Here is a 20,738-nt window from a genome sequence, read left to right as displayed (position 1 = left end):
AGTTATGCGGTTGTATCAACCGATACCGAGGTGTTGGCGGCGGTTGTTTTACTGCCATCTTTTTCGTATTGCTTGAGTTGATTGTCAAGCCACGAGGATTTATATTTCTCGTATTTATCGGCTGAGATCTTGGTTGTATCTTTTGTACTTGATGTTGAAGCGGCCTTTTTGGTATCGGCTGTTTTTGCAGGATCGGAAACGGAAACGTTCGCGGTGCTTCCTGTTTCTTTGTATGCATCAAGTGCGGCGCGGTTGCCTACTTTTTTGACATATGATTTCATTAATGTGCCGTAGGAGCCGTTTTTTATGCTTGAATAATCTGAAATAAGATTACTCATATCAGACATGTAATTATATGAGCCGGAAAGACTATTGAAAATATTGGTACCCATAGCATTTCCCTCCTTGTATATGCACTTTTGAACAACAAAACCTCCTTGTTTTGAAAGCGATATTTTCTTAACAGTATTATGTAATATAAGGGCGGGGGAATCAATTCATTATTTCTAAAATATATGAAAAGTTTTTGCAAAGTGCGTTTTTATGCGATGTATTTTGCGTTGTCCGTATTAAATGAAGGAGCAGTTATTTTATGAAAAAATTTAAGATTTCTTTTAATTCACCTGTAGTTCTGGGATTTATGTGTTTGTGCTTTTTGGCGCTGTTACTTTCTAATGTAACGGGAGGAGCTACAAACCAGTTGCTTTTTATGACGTATCATTCGTCTCTTGCAAGTCCGATGACATATATTCGTTTCTTTACGCATGTATTGGGACATAGCGGCTGGGAGCATTTTATAAGTAATGCAGCATATATTCTGCTTTTGGGACCTATGCTTGAGGAAAAATACGGTTCTGAAAGGATAATTGAGATAATCGTGATAACAGCACTTGTGACAGGTCTTGTGAATTATATACTGTTTTGGAATGTGGCTCTGTGCGGCGCAAGTGGTGTGGTATTTGCATTTATTCTGCTTACATCATTTACAAATTTCAAGCAGGGCGAGATTCCGCTGACATTTATTCTTGTTGCGATAATATTCCTTGGGCAGCAGATTCATGACGGCATTTTTATAAGAGACGAGATCTCGAATCTTTCTCATATAATAGGTGGAATCATAGGAGCCATCGTGGGTTACAGGCTCAATAAAAAAGTGAAGGCATAGCACAAAATTAATTTAATAGGATTTTTTTTGCTTCATATTGATTAAAGTTAATTGTTGTGATAAGATGTCAATGCTTTGTTTAGGAAGTATATGGATATGTATTGAACGGGCAAACATACAGTAATGTATGGGCGCAAAGTCGTAAATCTTTTATGGTATAAAGAGATGGTTTGACTGCAAAATAGCGGATGTAAAGGCTGTTTTTGCAGTCATTTTATTTTGGAAAAAAATCGTTGCTGATTCCTTTATTGAAGATTGATCCGCTATGATATGGTGCATTCTGATCCTTTAGAGACATAGTGACTAATTAACAGAAAGGGATTTATGAAAAAATGAAAAAGAGAGTAATGACATTGTTGATGGCATCAGTTATGATGGTCACACTTATGGGATGCGATGGAGTTGATGATATAAAGGAGTTTGTTGATACAACAATTAACTCAGGTGATGAAACTTCGGCTGACGAGACTTCAGCTGAAGAGCCTGTCGATGAGGGCGGTGCAGAGGAGTCTGCTTTGGCGGATGAGGCGAGTGCTTCATTCTCAGGAGACGATGCATCTTTTGAGTATAATGGAAAGACTATTTCATTTACTGACGATGTTCAGACAATAATTGACGGACTTGGAACTCCCGATTCAATGGAGGCAGATCATCCGGGATATATTTACACATTTGCTTCTGACGGAATTGTCTTCTTTACAGATGAGGTTGACATGGTTGAAGTACCCGGTCAGCTTACGATCGATATAGAGGATGTAAAGACAGCAAGAGGAATTGGTGTCGGAAGTACGATAGAAGAACTTAAAGCCGCTTACGGAAATCCTGATTCAGAGATTATGGAAGGAAGCCACATGTTGTCATATGAGTTTGACAACTGCAGCATTTCTTTTGCGGCCGATGAGAAGGTTATTTCACTTACATATTTTAAGAAAGTATGACATTGTTTTAGTATAATAGCAAAGCTTATAAACAGGACACTGAAGGCTCGAAGAGAATCCGATGGAGGAGGTGCCGGCTGATGAGAAAAATAAAGGCGTTTTTATTATCTTTTTTCCTAATAGCTGCCCTTACCGGATGCGTGAGATTTGATGCAACGATAAATGTCAAGCGCAACGGTAAGATGGATATAGCTATAAGCTATGCGGTACTTGATGTAACCAATCGTGAGGTTGGAGAGATACTGTCGGATGAGCAGATAGAAGAATATAAAGATGACGGATGGGATGTAGAAGAGTTCAAAGACGGCGGCTATTCGGGATATATTATCAAGAAAAAAGATGTGCCTGTCAGTGAACTTGAGGATTCAAACAAGAATAAAAAGACAGCCCTGTCCGATGAGCTGAAATCGCTTAAACTGACGAGAAAAGGCATGAAATATACGCTTGATTGGGATATCGCAGAAGAGGCAAAAGAGCTCAGCGCAGCATCTGAATACAGTGATTACGTTAAGATGAGCGGAGCACAGATGAAGGTTAAGATCAATCTTCCGTCAAAGGCAGTGGAGAACAATGCGACCCACGTTTCGGAGGATGGCAGATCCTATGAATGGGATCTTCTTAATTTTGACGATCCGGATGGGATTCATCTTGAGTATAAGCTTGTTGATATGAATGCGGTAATCGCCGGAATTGCTATATTGGCAGTTTTGATAGCAATGGTAACGATCATAGTTGTAATACTTAAGAAAAAGAAGAAAGCGAAAGCTGAAAGTAATGAATGACGCAGAGCGGTTTGAAGAGCGCGTGAAGCTCCGATAACTGCTCTTTTTCTATGCGAGTTTACATCAAATGGTGCAAATGAGAGAAAAAAAGAGATTGAAAGAGTAATTGTGAGAATGCGGTAATAATAGTGTTATATTCACGTTTGCACATACCAGGCGAAGTCACTAATATATGTTCTTAGAGGTTAGCACTCAATCGAAAAGAGTGCTAACAATTAAAAATGATTATTCAATCCATTATATAAAGGAGGCATTTGTAATGAAATTACAACCACTTGCAGACAGAGTTGTATTAAAGCAGCTTGAAGCAGAAGAAACAACAAAATCAGGAATCGTACTTCCCGGAGCAGAGAAGGAGAAGCCTCAGCAGGCAGAAGTTATCGCTGTAGGACCCGGCGGAGTAGTAGATGGTAAAGAAGTTACTATGCAGGTTAAGAAGGGTGACAATGTCATCTATTCAAAATATGCCGGAACAGAAGTTAAGCTTGATGACGAGACATTCATCATTGTTAAGCAGAACGATATTCTTGCAATTATAAAGTGATTGATATAGCAGACAGAGGTCAAAAAGTCAGGTGCTTGCACATATGACTTTTTGACTTCGGGATGCGAACATACATGAGGAAGTAGGCAGATATGCCGGATTCCGAATGTATGTAGGATTGCGAGAGCGAAGCGAAGCAATCCGTATATCATAATAAATAAAAAATAAACGGAGGCATTTAAAATGGCAAAGACAATTAAGTACGGCGCGGACGCCCGCACAGCTATGGTTGAAGGCGTTAATAAGCTTGCAGATACAGTAAGAGTAACAATCGGACCTAAGGGAAGAAACGTAGTTCTCGATAAATCATACGGTGCACCTACAATCACAAACGACGGTGTTACTATCGCAAAAGAGATCGAGCTTGAGGATGCTTATGAGAACATGGGCGCTCAGCTTGTAAAAGAAGTTGCTACAAAGACAAATGACGTAGCAGGTGACGGAACAACAACAGCTACAGTTCTTGCACAGGCTATGATCAATGAAGGTGTTAAGAACCTTGCTGCAGGCGCTAACCCTATCGTACTCAGAAAAGGTATGAAGAAGGCTACAGAGTGCGCAGTAGAAGCAATCAGCAAGATGGCTACAAAGGTAAAAGGCAAGGATCAGATCATGAGAGTTGCCGCTGTTTCATCAGGAGATGATGAAGTTGGACAGATGATCGCTGACGCTATGGAGAAGGTTTCAAACGACGGCGTTATCACAATCGAAGAGTCTAAGACAATGCAGACTGAGCTTGACCTCGTAGAAGGAATGCAGTTCGACAGAGGATACATCTCAGCTTACATGGCTACAGATATGGACAAGATGGAAGCAAATCTTGAGGATCCTTATGTTCTTATCACAGATAAGAAGATCTCTAACATCCAGGATATCCTTCCTCTTCTTGAGCAGATTGTTAAGACAGGATCTAAGCTCCTTATCATCGCTGAGGATGTAGACGGTGAGGCTCTTACAACACTTATCGTTAACAAACTCCGTGGAACATTCAACGTAGTAGCAGTTAAGGCTCCCGGATATGGTGACAGAAGAAAGGCTATGCTTGAGGATATCGCTATCCTTACAGGCGGTAAGGTTATTTCTTCAGACCTTGGCCTTGAGCTTAAGGATACAACACTTGATGACCTCGGAAGAGCTAAGAGCATCAAGGTTGAGAAAGAGAAGACAACAATCGTTGACGGTCTTGGTGAGAAAGATGAGATCGCTGCAAGAGTTGCACAGATCAAGAAGCAGATTGAAGATACAACATCTGATTTCGATAAAGAAAAACTTCAGGAGAGACTTGCTAAGCTTGCAGGCGGCGTAGCCGTTATCAGAGTAGGTGCTGCAACAGAGACTGAAATGAAAGAAGCTAAGTACAGAATGGAAGATGCTCTCAATGCTACAAGAGCTGCTGTAGAAGAAGGTATCATCTTCGGTGGTGGTTCAGCATACATCCACGCTTCCAAGGAAGTTGAAAAGCTTGCTTCAAGCCTTGAAGGAGATGAGAAGACAGGTGCTAACGTAGTTCTTAAAGCACTTGAAGCACCTCTTTACCACATCGCCAACAACGCAGGTCTTGACGGATCAGTTATCGTTAACAAGGTTAAGGAAAGCAAAGTCGGCATAGGCTTCAACGCATACTCAGAAGAGTACGTAGACATGGTTAAAGACGGAATCATTGATCCTGCCAAGGTAACAAGAAGCGCTATCCAGAACGCCACATCCGTTGCATCAAGCTTCCTTACAACAGAAGCAGCTGTAGCAACAATCAAAGAACCCGCTCCTGCAATGCCTGCAGGTGGACCTGGGATGGGAATGATGTAATCGATAACGAGTAAAACTCTGCCCGACACATGAACACTAGCCCGCGAAGCGGTCAAAATAAAAGAAAGAACTGTCCTTCAAGCTTGCTTGAAAGGCCAGTTCTTTCTTTTGTTTTGAGAAGGCTCCGTAGGAGCCGCTAGTGTTCATGTGTCGGGCAGAGCTTTACGACAATAGAAAAAGACACAGCATACGTGCTCGTTTACGAGCAAAGTATGCTGTGCCTTTTTCTATTGTATGGGCGCTCGCAAAACCTAATCGAGCCTCACGCCTCCCCTCCCTCTTACCTGAATTCCCCTTTGACATCCCCACAAAATGTCTTATAATTAGTATCTGTTGTAACTTTTTATCGTAATACCATACTACCAAGGGAAAGGACATTATGAAATGAGAAAAAGTGTATTGGCAATGGCAGTTGTTGCTATTATGGCAACAGGATGTGGATCAACAGAAGGCACAGATGCTGTAAACGAGCAGTCATCTGCAGTAGAACAGACATCGGAGCAGGCAGCTGCAACAGAAGAGTCATCTCAAGTGTTGATCGAAGAAGCAGAAGCTGAGGCATCCGTAGCAGCAACAGAAGAAGCTACCGGTGCTGCAACAGAGGAAGCAAGTAAAGAGGCAAGTAAAGAATTAAGTAATGAAGCAAGCAAGGATACAAGCAAAGAAACAGCTAAGGAAGCACCTGCTGCAGCTACTTCATCTCTGAAAGACGGAGATTATGATACAAACCTTGTACCTGAACCTTCAAAGTATTTTTCAAGTTATGTAAAAAGTATCGAAGTTACCGATAATGCGGTTGTTCTTCAGGGGGCTTTGTCTCAGCGTGATACAAATACAGATTTTGGATATAATACATATACATTTCCAATCGATGCAAATACCCAGTTTCTTTCAAGCGGCGGAGAACAGGCAGCTAAAGGTATGAGCAAGGAGGAATTTTCGGATTATATTTCTTCTGTGATTAAATCAGGATTGGGACTTTCCATTAAAATCAAGAACGGCTGTGCTGTTTCATTTGATATTTACTCATAAACATAATATGAGACAGAAAGGGAGATGCATACAGGCTCTTTTACGAGCAAAGTATGCATCTCCCTTTATTTTTATTCTTCATCATCTGCGGCTTCTTCCGCTGCCTTCAAATCCTCTTTAAATTGATCCCATTTCTCCGGATTCCGCACATAATACATAGGGCATTCTTTTCCTGTCACCTCATAATGTCTTATAACATGATCCGTACTCAGATTAAACGATTTCCTCAGCCAGTTCACCAGCTTTATCAGCGATTGATATGAAGCATCAGTAAATTCACCCGTATCATCCGGGTGGCATACCTCGATCGATATCGTATCCCTGTTTCTGTCATTACTTGAAGCGGATTTCTCTGTCAGAGGTACACACATAATTATTTCGCCTTCAAGTCCAATAACAAAGTGAGAACAAACATCGGAATCCTGCTGATTATAGAAATCCCTGTTTTGCTGCGCATTAGTTCTTGGATTTCCTACGTAATGTACAACAATATCATTTATACCTTCAAGCTGAACACCGCTTCTTGAAGGATTCCCTTCATCAATCAGCTGTACGTCTATCCATGAAGGAATCTCTAATTCCGCGGCAATCTCTACGTTGCTCTTTTTGGTAATGATACGAAATGCCTGAAAGCCAAGAATGGCAAGAATTATAAGCTCTAAAAAGAGGAAAAAAGCGTTTCCTTTAAGCTTGTTATTCTTTTTCGCTGTTCTTTTTCTTTTTGGTTGTGGGTGTCTTCGGGGAGATGAATAAGTGGCCATAGTATCTTTTCTTTCATAAAATTATAACGTGTATTAACGCTACTAGTACACTTATACCATTTTTGATACCGGGTGTCAATATTTAACAAAGTAAGGTATCTTGACACCGTTATAAACACGTAGTATCATACCCAAGGTTATTACAATAATAATCCGACAGTTCGTTTGCACCATCCTGTCGTTAAACAAAACCAGGGCTGATTAGAAATACCATGTATTGTCATGCATTCTGATAGCTCTGCGTTAATTCGCGGAGCTGTTTATTTTTAAGGAAAAAACATTTCCTTAATTCTGTTTTCTGATTTTCCCTGAGCAAATATTCATAGAGACATATTTTTTATTAAAGAGAGGTAATAGAAAATGAATTTATTACTGGGGATTATGGAACTTGTTGTATGCTTTTCAGGAGTTCTATTGATGGATAAGCTTTTTGGCAAGTGGGGGCTTTATACATGGATGGCTCTTGCGGTTGTTTTTGCTAATATCCAGGTTTCAAAACAGGTTGATATCGGAGGCATTTCAACAGCTCTTGGCAATGTTATGTTTGCTTCGACATATCTTACTACGGATATTCTCAATGAGAAGTATGGCGATAAAGCAAGTAAGAATGCCGTAAAGATAGCAGCGGCAGCGCTTGTTGCCTATATTATCTTTGCGAATTTCACGCAGCTTTTTGTTCCGAATTCATATGATACGGTTGATGGTGCCATGAAGATCATATTTGCGATGTCTGTAAGGATCACTACCGCATCGGGAGTAATGTTCGTATTGTCCAACTGGGTAGATGTTATTCTTTATCAGAAGATAAAGCAGAAGACCGGCGGAAAATATATGTGGTTCAGAAACAATGTATCCACCATTCTTTGCAACTGTGCAGAGAATTTTGGTTTCTCGATACTTGCTTTTGCCGGAACATTTCCAATCAGGTACTGTATTGAGGTTGCATTTGCGGGATCTATCATTGAAATGCTTATTGCAGGCTGTGACACTCCATTTTTGTACCTTGTGGGATATTTTAATCGCAAAAGCGGAATACTCCTGGAAAAAGAGGATGATAAGCAGGAGGCGGTTGCATGATCTACGATCTTGTGCGTTATCAGCTTGTGGATGAGAACGCAAGCTCCATGAAAAGAGAAAATGTATTACTGGTATCTCTTGGCTGTTCGTGGGGCAAATGTACTTTTTGTGATTATCAGGATGATAAGTCTTCATCGGTACTTGCCTGTGATACCGTGAATAATAAAGTTCTTTCGCAGGTAAAGGGAACAGAAGTTGGCTCGTCGGTTCTTGAAGTTACATGTTCTGCTTCATATACCGAGCTTCCTTTTACCACGCTTAATTACATAAGAGAAACTTGCAGGGAAAAGGGAATTAAGACGGTCATTCTCGAAGGTCATTATATTTACAGGAATGCAAATCACTTTTTTACTGAATTTTTCGGACAGTATGATATTGATACGATTTTTCGCTGCGGAGTTGAAACTTTTGATGAGCATATCAGAGAAGAGATATTGCACAAAGGGCTTCCTGGCGCTACGCCCAAACAGATTGCAGAATATTTTGATTGGATCAATATAATGTTTGGAATGGAAGGCCAGACTATCGAGCAGCTTAGAAAAGATATTGCGATTGGGCTTGAATTTTTTGATCGAGTTAACCTGAGTATATATACAACAGTCAAGAATGGACCGGAGCGCGATGTTAAAGCGATAGAAGAGTTTTATAGCAGCGCGTTCTATCAGGAACTAAAAACGAATCCCGCAATTGATATCTACGACGAATGGGACGAAGGCAACAAGCACAAAGTGGGGCATGATAAATAGATGATAGAGCCGCTCTATCAACAAACGGAGATAACTCGCATGAGCTGTCTCCGTTTTGCATTCATATCTTGCCAAAAAAAAGGAATATTCTGAATTTATAAAAAATTTACTGTTAATTATAGCTGAACTATAAGATAATAAAAACATACCGAAAGAGTGATATGTTGTCATGCTATGATAGCAGGAAATGTTTTAATATAGGGGTGGCTTTGAAAGGAGACAGTAAATGGAAGCTATGGACACACAGGATATTCTGAATGAGCAGGATTTATCAAATGCAAATCTCGATGATCTTTTGGCTGCTATGAAGGCGGAAGAATCGGCTTCATCATTTGAAAGAGTTGATGTTGGATCGGCACCTGATACAGATAGTTCTGACATAATTGATGCTGCAGCACTGGAGGCGCTTAATGCTTTGGCCGGTGCGGTGTCTGAAGAACAAGAAATTATTGCGGCGGATGCGGCAATGACAGAGACTATGGATAATATCGCTGCAGAAGTTCAGAGTACGGATTTTTTGGAAGGCGATTCGGAAGATATTCTTAAAGATACCGAGCCAATAGATATAACACCGGCAGATATGTTGCCGGAAGAAGAAACTGTACTGACTGAGGCGGTTACAGAAGAGAATCAGGCAGCTGAACCTTCCGTTGATGTGGACGCAATGCTTACAGCGATGGCAGGAGCAGAAACGGCAGCCGATGTTGATGCGATGCTTGCTTCAATGGTTGAAGCGGATGCGGAAAAAGGTCCCGAGGAAGATAGCGGTGACATTTCAATTGAAGGCTCAGGCAATACAAGAGTTGATGAATCTGAAATAATGGATCTTGAAAGTCTCTTGGCAGAAGTTCCTATAACGGAGACTACAGATAATGAAATTGCGGAATCACCTATAACTGAGATTACGGAAGCAATGTCTGCGGAAATACCGATAACAGAATCTACTGAGTTTATTTCGGAAGAACCGGAGGCTAAGGAACTGGTTATAGAGGAAGAAGCGACAGAGGAAGCGCTGGAAGCGGCTATAGAAGAACCTGCTGCTGAAGAGATTTCTTTAGAAGCTTTGGCTGCAGAAGAACCTAAGTTGGATATCAATGATATTCCTGATGTTGGAGATATTTTACACAAAGTTCCAAATGCAGATGAGGAATTTGCCGAGGAGACTGCTTCTGAAGAGATACAACCTGAAAGCAGTGAACCCGAAGTTGCAGAGATTGATGCGATTGTAGAAGAACCTGTCGCAAGCGATATTGATGTTGCGGCATTTGAGACTCCGATAGTTGAAGAAGAAACTGTTTTTGAAGAAACGGATAACAGAGTAACTAAACTTGATGATGTTTTGGATGCGGAGGTAGATGCTCTTACAGAGGCAGTAAACGAGCAGGCTTCTGCAATAGGTATGAGTATGGCGGATGCGGTTTCAGGAGATGTTGATCAGATAGAGAGTTTCCTTAATGATAAGGATTATGAATATACTGTTGTTAATAACGGTGATAAGATGATCATAATTCTCAGAACAAGCGAGAGCAATGCGCTTGCTATTACATACGAGAATGGTGAGTTTACTTCACTTGAGCCGGGATATAGTAAGGATGAAAGCCGCGGCTACAGTGATATTCTTACTGCATATGTCGAGGAAACGATCATGTCCGGCGGTTGTTTTGAAATCAAGAGACACAAAGGAACAAAGCTTGTATAAACAATGCAGTGTAATTAAATATTGATCGCACAGGCCCTGACTTTTACGAGTCAGGGCTTATTTATGTGTGAAAGAGTTGCAAGCGGAGGAGGGGTATTATACTATGAACTACCTTGATTGTTCTTTGGAAAAATGATAATGTCTTCTAATCGTATACGAAAAAACAGAGAATAAATTGTTCCGGGAGGCATGACAGACATGAGATTATTTACACAGTATAAGGGACTTAAAAAAGAGAATTATATTCTTTTTCTGGGAAGAATAGCTACAAATCTCGGTGCAATGATATGGCCGGTTCTGACGATGATACTTAATAGGAAGCTAGGCATGAGTGCTACCGAAACGGCGACTTTTTCGATAATCAGCGGCTTGTTTTTTCTTCCTGCAAATTTATGGGGAGGACATCTTGCGGATAAGTTCAATAAGAAGAGACTTATAATATTCTGCGATATTATTTCAATTATCCTCTATATCACAAGCGGATTTATGCCGCTTTCAATTTTCTCCATATGTGTTGTAATGGCGGGATCTTTTTTCCAGACGCTGGAACATCCTGCATATAATGCGATGGTTGCTGATATTACACCTCTGGACAAAAGAGAAAAAGCATTTTCGCTTCTGTATCTCGGGAAAAATATCGGGCTTGTACTTGCGCCTACTATCGCAGGATTTTTGTTTAACAGCCATTTGAGGCTGTGCTTTATCATAAACGGTATTGCAATAGGCATATCTACGGTTCTGATCGGATTCTTTGTGAAAGATAGGGAGACTGTGCATAAAACAGAACACTCAGATACTTTGGGCAAGAAAGCCGATGATGAGAATATAATGAGTGTTATCAAAAGGAGTGCGGCTCTTTCTTTATTCATAGTTGCAATGTGTTTTCAGGAAGGGGCATATTCTCAGTTCGGATACCTAATGCCGCTTGATATATCAAAGGCATATCCGGAGAGCGGAGCTGCGATATACGGATCTGTGGTAAGTATAAACTGCTTCATTGTTGTGCTTTGTACTCCGTTTATAACAATGCTTCTTGAAAAGATTTCATTGGCCAAAAAGTATATGATCGGAACTGTTTTTGAGGCACTAAGTTTTGTTTCGTTTCTTTTGTCGTTTGGTATGATTGTCGGTTACTATGTATCAATAATACTCTTTACATTGGGAGAGATATTGATGGCAACAGTTGTCGGATCATATCTTGCAAGTAAGGTTCCCGCCAAACTAAGGGGGAGGCTGTACGGCATCACGGATTTTGTTTCGGCATTTATAACGGGCGTCGTGAAATATTACAGCGGATATCTCTTTGATAACTATGGATTAAAGCATGCGTGGTCGTTTTCCATAGCAATGGTTTCTGTTGCGGTAATTGCGGCTATTCTGGTTGTGAGAGTGGATAGAGATGAAGAGTTTGAATATGAAGAAAAATTAAGTAAAGCAAGTTAAAAAATTAGGTGCTGCCCAAAACTGGTCATATCAAATAAATATAATCTGAGTATTTTTATATGGTCAGATATGCTGTAAAGTTTCATATAAATATTTTTGATATGGGAGGGCGGTTGCCATGACAGAAAAAAGTTCAAACAGTAAAATACGCCTTATGACTCTTGCGGGAGCGTTGACGGCACTTACGGTTATTTTTACGGCATATATCTTTCATATTCCGGTAGGGATAAATGGAGGATATGTTCATTTTGGAGATTCAGTGATCTATCTTGCGGCAGTACTTTTACCTGCGCCTTATGCAATGATAGTCGGGGCGCTCGGAGGAGGAATTGCAGATCTTCTTACGGCACCTATGTGGGCTGTTGCGACGGTTATAATAAAAATGCTGATAGTGTTGCCGTTTTCAAGTAAAAGCGAAACACTACTGACTAAGCGCAATCTTTTGGCTCCTGTTATTTCTTTTTTTATTTCCGCAACGGGATACTATATCGCTGAAAAAATACTATTCGGGACAGAAGTTGCTTTGATATCGGCATTTTCCGGAAGTCTTGTTCAGTCGGGCGGGAGCGCGTTGTTCTTCTATATTGTGGCAACTGCATTTCAGAGTGCGGGTATTAAGAGAAATATTTTGAAATTTACGACATAAGGAGCATAAAACAATGGCAGATATTTTATACACATACAAAAATTCGGTTTACGCAAACATTACCAATAAATGTAATTGCAGTTGCACATTTTGCATACGCTCGCAAAAAGACGGTATCGGAAGCGCAGATACACTCTGGCATGAAAAGAATCCTTCAAAAGATGTAGTATTGGATGCGATACGAAATTATGATTTTACAGGATTCGATGAGCTTGTATTTTGCGGCTACGGTGAGCCCACATGTGCGCTTGATACGCTTCTTGCGGCGGCAAAGATCGCGAAGGAAGAAAAAGGGCTAAGGACACGCCTTAATACAAACGGTCTTGGAAATGAAGAGAATGGAAGAAATATCGTTTCTGAGCTGGCGGAGGTGATAGACAGTGTATCCATCAGCTTAAATGCACCTGATTCAGCCAGATATCAGGAAGTATCAAGACCTAAGTATGAAAACGGATTTGACAAGATGGTTGATTTTGCAAAGAAATGCAAGGAAAAGATAAAAGATGTTAAGTGGTCGATAGTGGATGTTCTGTCAAATGAGGATATAGAGCGGTGCAGACAGATTTCGGAAAATACAGGAATAGAGCTGAGAATAAGACATTTTACTTAAATTAATCAAAAACAGAAGGTTAATTAAACGGTAAGTGGTATGTTTATTTATGCTTGAACGACTTTTCATATTGTTCACAATTTAGTTCATATTATATGCTATAATAAATCTCGTGTATCAGATTGATTGCGATACAAATGCAACAGTTGATGACAGTTATTATGTTTTATTGTTTTACGGGAGCGAGAGGGATTATCCAAGTATGAAAACGTCATTTTTTTCCATGTTACTTATCATTGCACTTTCTATTGCCGGCATCGGATGTGCGGCAAAGAATTCTGTTGTCGGGGCTGAGACGGCCGGGGCAGAAGCACCTGTAGAAGTGAAGAGTGGACAAGTTGTTGCTGACGATGCTACAGAAGAATCATCTGAAGTTGATTTCACAAGAAATTATTCATTGGAGATCAAGGATGAGGTTAAATCTGCTATAGCCGGTGCTTCTTCAATGCAGGATGAGATTTCAAGAATCGGGAAGATTGCAGAGAAGTATGCCGGATATTCAGCTTATGCCAAGACACAGGCTGAGAAGGATACAGCGGCAGGTTGGGTTTGTGATGTTTGGGATTGTGAACTTAATACCCTTTGCACAAGAATTGCAGGTATCCCTGATGATGATAAGAGAGAAGAACTACTCACCGATCAGAAGAACTGGAATTCTATGAAGGATGAAGTGATGGCCAATAACATCGGCGGAAGTGAGGATAACGGATCCACATATCCTGTACTTGAGAGCGGATTTATGGAGAATATCACTCAGAACAGATGCAACATCCTTGCTAATGAGATTGCCAAATCAAGAAATGAGAATTTTAAAATGCCTGAGAGATCTATCTACGGCACTTTCGTTGACAATCAGGGAACAGGAAGAATGTGCAGTTCTCTTATAACACGTGAGGGTGAAGGCGATGATAACGAAGCTATTATCTCTATTCATCAGATGGCACTTTTGGACGGTACATTCAAAGATAAAGGCGACGGTGAACTTGAATTTATCGGAAACAGAAACAATATTAAAGGAATCATCAAGATAAACGGTTGGGATGAGGCAACTTTAGAGATCACACAGAGTAATGATGAGATTTATAATGTTGGTCTTAATTACACTTTTGATTTTGCATTTTGATCGCATATTTATAATAAAGGATTTGTAGCTTAAATACTTTATTTCCTGCTAAAATATACTTTCATAATGGGGAGATATATAGTATCATATTTTTGCTGCACAATTGGAATTAATTGGGGAGTAGTGCGTACACTTCATGTTGTACGCGCCGCTCTTTTTTGAATAGAGCACTTCAATAAAAATAGTTCTTGTGCGACACCATTTCTCGGTTGGTAGGAGGAGCGGCAGTTGGACCTTAATAGACAAAAGAAAGCGCCTGTTTATGAGGCTCTTGAGAGATTTCGCAAGCAGAGGGTAGTTCCTTTTGATGTACCCGGTCATAAGAGGGGAAGAGGAAATTCGGAGCTTGTACGTTTTTTGGGTGACAGATGTGTTGGAATTGATGTTAATTCAATGAAACCGTTGGATAATCTTTGTCATCCTGTTTCTGTCATTAAAGAGGCAGAGGAGCTGATGGCGGATGCGTTTGGCGCCGCACATGCATTTATGATGGTAAACGGCACCACAAGTGCTGTTCAGGCGATGGTACTTTCTCAGGTGAAAATGGGAGAGAAGATTATCATGCCCAGAAATGTGCATAAGAGTGCCATTAATGCACTTATCTTATGCGGGGCTGTGCCTGTATATATCGATCCTAAGGTTGATACCAAACTTGGAATACCTTTGGGAATGGAGATTGCGGATGTTGAGAAGGCGGTTAAGGAGAATCCCGACGCCAAGGCTATTCTTATAAATAACCCTTCATATTATGGAATATGTTCGGATCTTAAGGCGATAGTTGAACTTGCACACAAGAACGGGATGAAGGCCCTTGTAGATGAGGCGCATGGTACTCATTTGTATTTCGGGCCGGGGCTTCCTTTAAACGCCATGGCCGCGGGCGCGGATATGGCGGCTATCAGTATGCATAAGTCAGGTGGAAGCCTTACTCAGAGTTCAATCCTTCTTTGCGGAGCGGATGCAAATATAGGTTATATCAGTCGCATTGTTAATCTGACTCAGACTACAAGTGCAAGTTATCTTCTTTTGGGGAGTCTTGATATTTCCAGACGAAATCTTGCCCTTAACGGACATGACAGTTTTGAAAAAGTAACTAAAATGGCGCAGTATGCCAGAGAAGAGATAAATGATATAGGCGGATATTACGCTTACGGCAATGAGCTTATAAACGGCGGAAGCATCTTTGATTTCGATGAGACTAAGCTTGTTGTCAACACCAGAAGCATTGGTCTTACGGGAATAGAAGTATACGATCTTCTCAGAGATGAATATGATATTCAGATGGAGTTTGGAGACTTGTCTAATGTCATGGCTTATATTTCAATAGGTGACAGGCTTCAGGACATAGAGAGACTTGCGGGAGCGCTTGCTGATATCAGAAGGCTTTATTCAAAGCCTGCGCAGAGCTTTTTCTCTGCGGAGTACATTACTCCTATTGTCAAAGCAACGCCACAGGAAGCATTCTATGCGGAAAAAGAGCAGCTTTCTGTCGATAAGTGTGTCGGAAGAATAAGTGCGGAATCTGTAATGTGCTATCCTCCCGGAATTCCGATCCTTTCACCCGGAGAGGTTATTACGGAAGAAATTCTTGATTATATAAAGACTGCAATGGAAAAAGGATGTTCTATGCAGGGGCCTGAGAGTGAAGATATTTCGGAGCTTTTTGTTTTAAAGTAAAAGCAAATAGGAGAAAGACTATGGCAGAGATGGATTATTGGTTTAGCGATATGCATACCGGAAATGTTAAGATCAGTATCAGGATCAGCAAACAGCTTTTTTCCGGTAGCAGCGAATTTCAGAGGATAGACGTTTTTGATTCGCCGGAGTTTGGCAAGTTTCTTACTTCGGACGGTAATATTATCTTTTCCGAGAAGGACGAGTTCACTTATGACGAAATGATCGTGCACGTGCCTATGGCTGTTCATCCCAAGGTGCAGAGAGTCCTTGTTCTTGGCGGAGGGGATGGCGGTGTTGCCAGAGAGCTCACTCACTATGAGGAGATAAAGGTTATCGATGTTGTAGAACCTGACAATATGTTTGTGGATGTCTGCAAACAATATTTCCCGGACAATGCTGTTGGCCTTGAAGATGACAGAGTTCATATCTACTATCAGGACGGACTTAAGTATCTTCGCAAATGTGAAGATATGTATGATCTTATAATAAATGATGCAACAGAACCCCTCGGACACGAGGCGGGGCTTTTTACCAAGGAATTCTACGGAAGCTGCTATAAAGCGCTTCATGACGACGGAATCATGGTATATCAGCACGGAAGCCCGTTCTATGATGAGGATGAAGAGAGCTGCAGAGCTATGCACAGGAAAGCTTACAGAGTTTTCCCTGTAAACAGAGTGTATCAGGCACATATTCCCACATGCCCTGCGGGATACTGGCTCTTTGGCTTTGCCAGCAAGAAGTATCACCCGCTCAAGGATTTCAATCCTGACAGATGGGATGAGAGAGGAATTAAGACGTGGTATTACACTACGCATTTGCATAAGGGAGCGTTTATGCTTCCCAAATATGTAGAAGACTTGCTTCAGGAAGAGGAAGACATGTCCAGATAATGCGGCCATGGAGAAATCTGTGTTATCTGATTTGAAAGGAGATAGTATGAGTAGATTATTGGTTATTGGTTGTGGCGGAGTTGCCCAGGTTGCAATTCAGAAATGTGCGCAGAATAGTAAGGTTTTCACGGAGATGTGCCTTGCAAGTCGCACTGTGTCAAAGTGTGATGCATTAAAAGAAAAGCTTGAGAAGCAGGGAACACCTGTTAAGATCACGACAGCGACAGTTAATGCCGATGATGTAAACGAGATTATCGCACTTATTAAGGATTATAAGCCTGACGCAGTGCTTAATGTCGCTCTTCCTTATCAGGATCTTGTTATCATGGATGCCTGCCTTGAGTGCAAGGTAGATTATATCGATACAGCAAATTATGAGCCTGAAGATATCGATGAGCCTGTTTGGCGTGCTGCATATGAGAAGAGATGCAAGGAAAAGGGCTTTACAGCATATTTTGATTACAGCTATCAGTGGGAATATATGGACAAGTTCAAGGAAGCAGGAATCACAGGCCTTCTCGGAACGGGTTTTGATCCCGGCGTAACAAGTGTTTTTGTTGCTTATGCTAAAAAGCACTATTTTGATGAGATTCATACGGTTGATATTCTTGACTGCAACGGCGGCGATCACGGTTATGCTTTTGCAACAAACTTTAACCCTGAAATAAACCTTCGTGAGGTTTCCGCAAACGGAAGCTATTGGGAGGACGGTCACTGGGTAGAGACAAAGCCTATGGAGATTAAGAGAGAATATGATTTCCCTCAGGTTGGACAGAAGGATATGTACCTTCTTCATCACGAGGAAATCGAAGCTCTTGGAAAGAATTTCCCCGAGATCAAGAGAATTCGTTTCTTTATGACATTCGGACAGAGCTATCTCGATCATATGCGTTGTCTTGAAGACGTGGGAATGCTTTCGACAAGCCCCATTAACTTCGAGGGAAAAGAAATCGTGCCTATTCAGTTCCTCAAGGCGCTTCTTCCCGATCCTGCAAGCCTTGGCCCCAGAACTGTCGGTAAGACAAATATCGGATGTATCTTCCGCGGAGTAAAGGATGGCAAGGAGAAGACTCTTTACATCTACAATGTATGTGACCATCAGGAATGCTACAAGGAACTTGGAAGCCAGGCTATCAGCTACACAACAGGTGTACCTGCAATGATAGGAACAGCGCTTGTTCTCAGCGGTAAGTGGAAGAAACCCGGTGTATATACAACGGATGAATTCGATCCCGATCCATATATGGAGATGCTCAACGAATACGGTCTTCCGTGGGTTGTTGACGAGAATCCGATTTTGGTTGATTGAGACTGATTCGAGTGATTATAATAGAGACAAAGCTTCACTTTTGCACTCTTGCATAGAAGTGAAGCTTTTTTTCATCACTGGAGTTGTTAGATTGATTTAGGAGAGAATAATTAATGAACATATCTGAGATAGCAACGCCTGCTTATGTTATAGATGAGCAGAAGCTTTTGGATAACTTAAATATCTTATCGGAAATTGCAAGCGAAACGGGGGCCAAGATCCTTCTTGCGCAGAAAGCTTTCTCTGCTTACAGCACATATCCTCTTATTGCTGAGTATCTTCAGGGAGCGACTGCTTCGGGGCTTTATGAAGCAAAGCTTGCTTATGAGGAGATGGTAAAGCCTTTTGAAGGAAAAAAGAAGATTGAGAATCATGTATTTGAGCCGGCTTTTAAGGATGCGGAGTTTCCGCTTGTATGCGAAGTGGCCGATCATATAGTTTTTAATTCTATTGCGCAGCTTGAGCATCACAGAGCTGTTTGGGAAAAAGCTGTTTCCGAAAAAGGACTCTCTGTAGGACTTAGAATAAATCCTGAATTCAGTACGCAGGAAGGCCATGAAATATACGATCCCTGCGCACCGGGATCGCGTCTTGGAATAAGAAGAGAAAATCTTCCGGATCCGCTTCCAAAGGGTGTTGAGGGACTTCATTTCCATACGCTTTGCGAACAGGGATTTGAGCCGCTTGAAGCAACTTTTAAAGAAGTTGAGCAGGATTTTGGAGAGTTTTTTGCACAGATAAAATGGCTTAATCTCGGAGGCGGACATCATATAACAAAGCCTGATTATGACAGAGAAGGCCTTAAAAATCTTATCAGATATATAAAAGAGACATATGATCTTGAAGTATATCTTGAACCCGGAGAGGCTGTTGCGCTTGATGCGGGCTATCTTGTTACCACTGTTATGGACATTGTTGAGACAGAAGATTATCCTGTTCTCATTCTTGATACTTCGGCTGCATGCCATATGCCGGATGTACTTGAAATGCCTTACAGACCGCCGCTTAAGGATTCGGGACTTTGCGATGAGAAGGCATATACATACAGATTGTCTTCAAGGACATGTCTTGCGGGAGATGTCATAGGAGATTACAGCTTTGACAATGAGATCAAGATAGGCGACAGGCTTACTTTTGAAGATATGGCAATCTACAGTATGGTGAAGAATAACACATTTAACGGGATGCCGCTTCCTGATATTGATATCATGCATAAAGACGGAAGTGTGGATGTCCTTAAGACGTTTTCGTATGATGATTTTAAATCAAGATTATGAGTAAGGAGGGAATTTGAAGATAACAAGAGAGGGCGCGCTGCCCATAAATGATGGCTTTCGTATGCCGGCAGAATTTGGCAGGCATGAAGGCACGATAATGATATATCCTACAAGGCCCGGAAGCTGGGGAAAGAACAGAAGCGGAGCTTTGGCTTCTTTTGCTCTTATTTTTTATGAGATTATAAAAAGAGAAGACCTGTATCTTCTTGTTCCCGACAATCCGGAATATTATGCGGAAGCAAAAGAACTTACGGATCTGATAGCAAATAAGGTATGTTCTGAGTGTGGAGGCAGACTTGTTCATGCCCTTAATCTTATCAAGATTGATACCGATGATTCGTGGGCGAGAGATGTTGCGCCGATATTTGTTTCCGGAAGAGACGGAAGTAAAAGAGGTGTGAATTTCGGATTTAATGCATGGGGCGGAGAAGTTGACGGCCTGTATGCAAGTTGGGACAAAGACAATGCGGTTCCTTCGAAGTTTTGCGATTTTTGCGGATATGAGTATTATGATGCCGAGCCGTTTATCTTAGAAGGCGGTTCTGTTCATACTGACGGCGACGGAACGCTGATGGTGACTGAAAGCTGTCTTCTCAGTAAGGGAAGGAATCCTTCTCTTTCCAGACAACAGATCGAGGATAGGCTCAAGGCGTATCTTGGAGCTGAGAAGGTTCTCTGGCTTCCGAGAGGCATATATAACGATGAGACGAATGAACATGTCGATAATGTATGTGCTTTTGTAAGGCCGGGTGAGGTTGTTCTTGCATGGACAGATAATGTGAACGATCCGCAGTATGAGCTGTCAAACGCTTCTTATGAATATCTTTTAAGTGCTACAGATGCAAAGGGAAGAAGGCTTAAGATTCACAAGCTGCCTATTCCTGATGTGCCTGTTCTTATCGGAGAAGAGGATCTCGCCAATTATGTATTTGAAGAAGGCGAAGATGAGAGAAGTGTCGGAGAGAGGCTTGCGGCGAGCTACGTGAATTATTATTATATTAACGGAGCTATTCTTGTTCCGCAGTTTGGCGGAGCGAATGAAGAGAGTGATAAGAGAGCTCTCGATATATTAAGAGGTATTCATCCTGACAGAACAGTTATCGGAATTGCTGCAAAAGACATATTGCTGGGCGGCGGAAATATCCACTGCATAACACAGCAGATTCCGGGATGAATATATCATAAAATGTATTCACAAACGTGATATGGA

General features: G+C 41.3%; 20 protein-coding genes and 1 riboswitch. Of the genes, 18 read left to right on the top strand and 2 right to left on the bottom strand.

The window, feature by feature from the left end; translation table 11 throughout:
- Positions 1 to 2 precede the first annotated feature (2 nt).
- Positions 3 to 392: a hypothetical protein gene (locus tag T356_RS0106355; RefSeq protein WP_026513772.1), complete on the bottom strand. Its 390-nt coding sequence runs from the start codon at positions 390 to 392 to the stop codon at positions 3 to 5.
- Between the two features lie 200 nt (positions 393 to 592).
- On the opposite strand from T356_RS0106355, the gene T356_RS0106350 reads away from it, so the two are divergent.
- From T356_RS0106350 to T356_RS0106325, 6 genes are all read left to right on the top strand, one after another.
- Positions 593 to 1,165, top strand: coding sequence for a rhomboid family intramembrane serine protease (locus T356_RS0106350; RefSeq protein ID WP_026513771.1), 573 nt, complete (start codon positions 593 to 595; stop codon positions 1,163 to 1,165).
- 98 nt (positions 1,166 to 1,263) lie between these two features.
- Positions 1,264 to 1,347, top strand: a riboswitch (cyclic di-GMP riboswitch).
- Positions 1,348 to 1,497: 150 nt separating this feature from the next.
- A complete protein-coding gene (locus T356_RS0106345; RefSeq protein ID WP_026513770.1) occupies positions 1,498 to 2,103 on the top strand; it encodes a DUF7738 domain-containing protein in 606 nt (201 codons plus the stop codon).
- A gap of 80 nt (positions 2,104 to 2,183) precedes the next feature.
- Positions 2,184 to 2,885, top strand: coding sequence for an LppM family (lipo)protein (locus T356_RS0106340; protein WP_026513769.1), 702 nt, complete (start codon positions 2,184 to 2,186; stop codon positions 2,883 to 2,885).
- Positions 2,886 to 3,144: 259 nt separating this feature from the next.
- A complete protein-coding gene (locus T356_RS0106335; protein ID WP_026513768.1) occupies positions 3,145 to 3,429 on the top strand; it encodes a co-chaperone GroES in 285 nt (94 codons plus the stop codon).
- 183 nt (positions 3,430 to 3,612) lie between these two features.
- The gene (groL, locus tag T356_RS0106330; RefSeq protein WP_026513767.1) at positions 3,613 to 5,235 is read left to right on the top strand and encodes a chaperonin GroEL; all 1,623 of its coding nucleotides are present in this window, start codon (positions 3,613 to 3,615) and stop codon (positions 5,233 to 5,235) included.
- A 384-nt stretch (positions 5,236 to 5,619) separates the two neighbouring features.
- Entirely contained in the window at positions 5,620 to 6,267 is a 648-nt protein-coding gene (locus tag T356_RS0106325; RefSeq protein ID WP_026513766.1) for a hypothetical protein, read from the top strand.
- A gap of 71 nt (positions 6,268 to 6,338) precedes the next feature.
- On the opposite strand, the gene T356_RS18610 is transcribed toward T356_RS0106325, so the two are convergent.
- On the bottom strand, positions 6,339 to 7,028 hold the full coding sequence (locus T356_RS18610; RefSeq protein ID WP_051563205.1) for a peptidoglycan recognition protein family protein: 690 nt from the start codon (positions 7,026 to 7,028) through the stop codon (positions 6,339 to 6,341).
- Positions 7,029 to 7,388: 360 nt separating this feature from the next.
- On the opposite strand from T356_RS18610, the gene T356_RS0106315 reads away from it, so the two are divergent.
- The 12 genes from T356_RS0106315 to aguA all read left to right on the top strand — a co-directional run bounded on the left by T356_RS0106315 (position 7,389) and on the right by aguA (position 20,702).
- Positions 7,389 to 8,105 carry a queuosine precursor transporter gene (locus T356_RS0106315; protein ID WP_081777765.1) on the top strand — a complete coding sequence of 239 codons (717 nt, stop codon included), beginning with the start codon at positions 7,389 to 7,391 and terminating at the stop codon, positions 8,103 to 8,105.
- Positions 8,102 to 8,851 (top strand): hypothetical protein, encoded by a 750-nt coding sequence (locus T356_RS0106310; protein WP_026513764.1) that lies wholly within the window; start codon positions 8,102 to 8,104, stop codon positions 8,849 to 8,851. The genes T356_RS0106315 and T356_RS0106310 overlap by 4 nt, the downstream gene beginning before the upstream one ends.
- A gap of 226 nt (positions 8,852 to 9,077) precedes the next feature.
- Positions 9,078 to 10,550, top strand: coding sequence for a hypothetical protein (locus T356_RS0106305; protein WP_026513763.1), 1,473 nt, complete (start codon positions 9,078 to 9,080; stop codon positions 10,548 to 10,550).
- A 198-nt stretch (positions 10,551 to 10,748) separates the two neighbouring features.
- Complete coding sequence (locus T356_RS0106300) at positions 10,749 to 11,993, top strand: MFS transporter (RefSeq protein ID WP_026513762.1); 1,245 nt, start codon at positions 10,749 to 10,751, stop codon at positions 11,991 to 11,993.
- A 118-nt stretch (positions 11,994 to 12,111) separates the two neighbouring features.
- Complete coding sequence (locus T356_RS0106295) at positions 12,112 to 12,639, top strand: TIGR04002 family protein (RefSeq protein WP_026513761.1); 528 nt, start codon at positions 12,112 to 12,114, stop codon at positions 12,637 to 12,639.
- Positions 12,640 to 12,652: 13 nt separating this feature from the next.
- On the top strand, positions 12,653 to 13,249 hold the full coding sequence (locus T356_RS0106290; RefSeq protein WP_026513760.1) for a TIGR04100 family radical SAM protein: 597 nt from the start codon (positions 12,653 to 12,655) through the stop codon (positions 13,247 to 13,249).
- A gap of 202 nt (positions 13,250 to 13,451) precedes the next feature.
- The gene (locus T356_RS18605) at positions 13,452 to 14,372 is read left to right on the top strand and encodes a lysozyme inhibitor LprI family protein (RefSeq protein ID WP_051563203.1); all 921 of its coding nucleotides are present in this window, start codon (positions 13,452 to 13,454) and stop codon (positions 14,370 to 14,372) included.
- A gap of 228 nt (positions 14,373 to 14,600) precedes the next feature.
- Complete coding sequence (locus T356_RS0106280; RefSeq protein ID WP_026513759.1) at positions 14,601 to 16,049, top strand: aminotransferase class I/II-fold pyridoxal phosphate-dependent enzyme; 1,449 nt, start codon at positions 14,601 to 14,603, stop codon at positions 16,047 to 16,049.
- Between the two features lie 29 nt (positions 16,050 to 16,078).
- A complete protein-coding gene (gene speE / locus T356_RS0106275; RefSeq protein ID WP_026513758.1) occupies positions 16,079 to 16,942 on the top strand; it encodes a polyamine aminopropyltransferase in 864 nt (287 codons plus the stop codon).
- A 46-nt stretch (positions 16,943 to 16,988) separates the two neighbouring features.
- A complete protein-coding gene (locus tag T356_RS0106270) occupies positions 16,989 to 18,251 on the top strand; it encodes a saccharopine dehydrogenase family protein (protein ID WP_026513757.1) in 1,263 nt (420 codons plus the stop codon).
- Between the two features lie 113 nt (positions 18,252 to 18,364).
- Complete coding sequence (nspC, locus tag T356_RS0106265; RefSeq protein ID WP_026513756.1) at positions 18,365 to 19,528, top strand: carboxynorspermidine decarboxylase; 1,164 nt, start codon at positions 18,365 to 18,367, stop codon at positions 19,526 to 19,528.
- 13 nt (positions 19,529 to 19,541) lie between these two features.
- The gene (gene aguA / locus T356_RS0106260; protein WP_026513755.1) at positions 19,542 to 20,702 is read left to right on the top strand and encodes an agmatine deiminase; all 1,161 of its coding nucleotides are present in this window, start codon (positions 19,542 to 19,544) and stop codon (positions 20,700 to 20,702) included.
- Positions 20,703 to 20,738: the final 36 nt, after the last annotated feature.

It is taken from the genome of Butyrivibrio sp. LB2008 (genome assembly GCF_000621565.1).
In the GTDB taxonomy this organism is placed as follows: Bacteria; Bacillota; Clostridia; order Lachnospirales; family Lachnospiraceae; genus Butyrivibrio.
This window is presented reverse-complemented; position numbering and strand designations above follow the sequence as displayed.

Bases quoted from the DNA above. Each gene is read 5' to 3' on its own strand.
- T356_RS0106355 (WP_026513772.1), bottom strand. From the start codon at position 392: ATGGGTACCAATATTTTCAATAGTCTTTCCGGCTCATATAATTACATG.
- T356_RS0106350 (WP_026513771.1), top strand. From the start codon at position 593: ATGAAAAAATTTAAGATTTCTTTTAATTCACCTGTAGTTCTGGGATTT.
- T356_RS0106345 (WP_026513770.1), top strand. From the start codon at position 1,498: ATGAAAAAGAGAGTAATGACATTGTTGATGGCATCAGTTATGATGGTC.
- T356_RS0106340 (WP_026513769.1), top strand. From the start codon at position 2,184: ATGAGAAAAATAAAGGCGTTTTTATTATCTTTTTTCCTAATAGCTGCC.
- T356_RS0106335 (WP_026513768.1), top strand. From the start codon at position 3,145: ATGAAATTACAACCACTTGCAGACAGAGTTGTATTAAAGCAGCTTGAA.
- groL (WP_026513767.1), top strand. From the start codon at position 3,613: ATGGCAAAGACAATTAAGTACGGCGCGGACGCCCGCACAGCTATGGTT.
- T356_RS0106325 (WP_026513766.1), top strand. From the start codon at position 5,620: ATGAGAAAAAGTGTATTGGCAATGGCAGTTGTTGCTATTATGGCAACA.
- T356_RS18610 (WP_051563205.1), bottom strand. From the start codon at position 7,028: ATGGCCACTTATTCATCTCCCCGAAGACACCCACAACCAAAAAGAAAA.
- T356_RS0106315 (WP_081777765.1), top strand. From the start codon at position 7,389: ATGAATTTATTACTGGGGATTATGGAACTTGTTGTATGCTTTTCAGGA.
- T356_RS0106310 (WP_026513764.1), top strand. From the start codon at position 8,102: ATGATCTACGATCTTGTGCGTTATCAGCTTGTGGATGAGAACGCAAGC.
- T356_RS0106305 (WP_026513763.1), top strand. From the start codon at position 9,078: ATGGAAGCTATGGACACACAGGATATTCTGAATGAGCAGGATTTATCA.
- T356_RS0106300 (WP_026513762.1), top strand. From the start codon at position 10,749: ATGAGATTATTTACACAGTATAAGGGACTTAAAAAAGAGAATTATATT.
- T356_RS0106295 (WP_026513761.1), top strand. From the start codon at position 12,112: ATGACAGAAAAAAGTTCAAACAGTAAAATACGCCTTATGACTCTTGCG.
- T356_RS0106290 (WP_026513760.1), top strand. From the start codon at position 12,653: ATGGCAGATATTTTATACACATACAAAAATTCGGTTTACGCAAACATT.
- T356_RS18605 (WP_051563203.1), top strand. From the start codon at position 13,452: ATGAAAACGTCATTTTTTTCCATGTTACTTATCATTGCACTTTCTATT.
- speE (WP_026513758.1), top strand. From the start codon at position 16,079: ATGGATTATTGGTTTAGCGATATGCATACCGGAAATGTTAAGATCAGT.
- T356_RS0106270 (WP_026513757.1), top strand. From the start codon at position 16,989: ATGAGTAGATTATTGGTTATTGGTTGTGGCGGAGTTGCCCAGGTTGCA.
- nspC (WP_026513756.1), top strand. From the start codon at position 18,365: ATGAACATATCTGAGATAGCAACGCCTGCTTATGTTATAGATGAGCAG.